Raw genomic sequence first — 1805 nt, 5'->3', positions numbered from 1 at the left:
CGGCGGTGTCAGGCTGAACACCACGATGCTGGCAAACGGCACGGCGGCGAGGCGCAGGCTGACCAGGGGGTTGTCGAAGTTCCACACCCACCAGGCGTACTGGGGGCCGAAGTTGTCGAACACCTCGTAAAAGCAGTGATGCGCGAAGCCCACACACACCGCACCCGAGAGCAGCCCGAAGCGGCGTTCGAACAGGCCGCTGTCGCGCGCCAGCACGTAACACGGGTAGATCAGTGCCGGGTATAGAGCGACGATATACAGTGGCGTCTGGTTATACAGGATGCCGGCGCTGAACTCGTTGTGCATGAACACCAGGCCGATGTCCAGGCCCAGCAGGTGCGGGAAGTACAGCGGCACCTCGGTGACCAGCAGGTAGACCAGCGCCAGCGGGTTGTTCCAGTACACCAGCGTTTCCAGCGCCGCCTCGTTGACGCCGCCGGCACCGCGCCGGGCCAGTTCAAGGTACTCCTCACTGACAATACTCACGCGCCCACCCCCTGCCCGTAGACCCGGGTCATATCCTCGCCGGCGGCGTGGCGCGCGGTCCACTCATGAAAATACTCAGGCACCGACTGTTTCGCCGGGCGGTGGCCCGGCAGCTGCGCGCCGAGAATACCGGACAACACCGCAAGGTGGGCGCCTCGCGGCACGCCGACTTTCTCCGGCGCGCTGTACAAGTGGGCCGGCACATCGGGTACATGCGCCTTGAAACCCGCATCCAGTAACTGCAAGCCCTGCGCCACATGGCGGGCGATGGCGGGCAGGTTGCGCAGGCGGAACAGGTAGCTGCCGCACACGTGGTTGTAGACGTCCAGCGCCGCACTGCGGTGCTCGATCTCCTCGCAGAAGTGCCACAGGAACAGGGACGCCACCCGCGGGTCGCCGCCACCGAAGTAGATGGCGCGATAATCGAGGAACAGCCGGAACACCGGGGTGAAGATACTCTCCAGCCCGCCGGCGTAGGCCAGGTGGAAATCCAGGCTGCGTGCCTCGTACAGCGCATCGAAGTGTGCGATGAGCTGTTCCAGGGTCTCGCGCAGCCCCGGGTAGCGTGCACTCAGCGCGCGCACATGCTGGCGGTGGGCCAGCGAATGCAGGCTCTCCTGCTCGCGAAAAGCGCGGGCAATGGCGAGTACCTGCGGGTCGTCAATGCGCGGCTCCGCGGCCTGTACCGCGCGGCAGAAATAGCGCTCCAGGCCGATGGCGAAGAACGACACCTTGTTCATGTCCAGGGCAAAGCGCGGATTGTCCGGGTTCCACAGAAACGGCACACCGTCGAAATCGAACGGTATCTTGCGAATCACGAGTTCCTGCATCTGCTGACCCTCCATGGCGCCGGTACTGCGGCCGCAGCTTGCGACCGATAATTGTTTTAATCGCTGCGTAACCCGCCACACGGCGTGCAGCGGTGCGCCCCTCAGCCCCGCGGCACGGTGACCACACGCGCCTGGGTGTACTCGAACAGCCCTTCCTGCCCCTGCTCCACGCCGATACCCGACTGCTTGGCGCCGCGAAACGGCACCGCCGGGTCCAGCGCCATGTGGCTGTTCACCCACACGGTGCCGGAATCGATGCGCTGTGCCACCGCCTCGGCGCGGGCGAGGTCGGCGCTCCACACAGAACCGGCCAGGCCGTAGATCGAGGCGTTGATGCGCGCGATAGCATCGTCGAGGTCGCGGTAGGCGAGTACCGGCAGGATCGGCGCGAACTGCTCGTCGCAGACGATGCGATCGCTGTCGTCCACATCGCGCACCACGGTTGGGGCGACGAAAAAGCCCGGCCGGTCCAGCGCCGCGCCGCCGGCG

The 1805-nt window shown here is 65.9% G+C and carries 3 protein-coding genes; all 3 read right to left on the bottom strand.

The features are described from left to right. Nucleotides 1–486, bottom strand: a 486-nt coding sequence (locus E4634_RS21105; protein WP_206046986.1) for a hypothetical protein, incomplete at its 3' end; no start/stop codon positions are given. After that, nucleotides 483–1316 carry a metal-dependent hydrolase gene (locus E4634_RS21100; RefSeq protein ID WP_167855022.1) on the bottom strand — a complete coding sequence of 278 codons (834 nt, stop codon included), beginning with the start codon at nucleotides 1314–1316 and terminating at the stop codon, nucleotides 483–485. The genes E4634_RS21105 and E4634_RS21100, both read right to left, overlap by 4 nt. 101 nt (nucleotides 1317–1417) lie before the next feature. Then, the coding region (locus E4634_RS21095; RefSeq protein WP_135446663.1) for an aldehyde dehydrogenase family protein at nucleotides 1418–1805 on the bottom strand (388 nt) is incomplete at its 5' end.

Source organism: Mangrovimicrobium sediminis, assembly GCF_004745945.1.
Classification (GTDB): domain Bacteria; phylum Pseudomonadota; class Gammaproteobacteria; order Pseudomonadales; family Halieaceae; genus Mangrovimicrobium; species Mangrovimicrobium sediminis.
This window is presented reverse-complemented; position numbering and strand designations above follow the sequence as displayed.

Excerpts from the sequence above, each read along its gene's own strand:
- E4634_RS21100 (WP_167855022.1), bottom strand. The coding sequence starts at position 1,316 with ATGCAGGAACTCGTGATTCGCAAGATACCGTTCGATTTCGACGGTGTG.